The organism is Pseudomonas sp. HAR-UPW-AIA-41, from assembly GCF_002304225.1.
In the GTDB taxonomy this organism is placed as follows: Bacteria; Pseudomonadota; Gammaproteobacteria; order Pseudomonadales; family Pseudomonadaceae; genus Aquipseudomonas.
On record NZ_NSLB01000056.1, the window covers coordinates 1 to 225 of the forward strand.

Genomic DNA, 225 nt, shown 5'->3' on the forward strand with positions numbered 1-225 from the left:
CCGCGACTGCTCGACGAACTGCGCGCCGAAACCTGGCATTCAGCTTATGAAGGCCGTCAGCTGGGGCACCCACCCGAGCTGTTCCGACACCCCAGGCTAGCGCATGGTGCGCCTGTCCGAGTACAGCCGCGACTGCTCGACGAACTGCGCGCCGAAACCTGGCATTCAGCTTATGAAGGCCGTCAGCTGGGGCACCCACCCGAGCTGTTCCGACACCCCAGGCTA

1 pseudogene is annotated in these 225 nt (G+C 64.9%); it reads left to right on the forward strand.

The window, feature by feature from the left end:
- Window positions 1–100: 100 nt before the first annotated feature.
- Window positions 101–225, forward strand: a pseudogene (locus CK486_RS18635) (hypothetical protein); the annotation flags it as partial.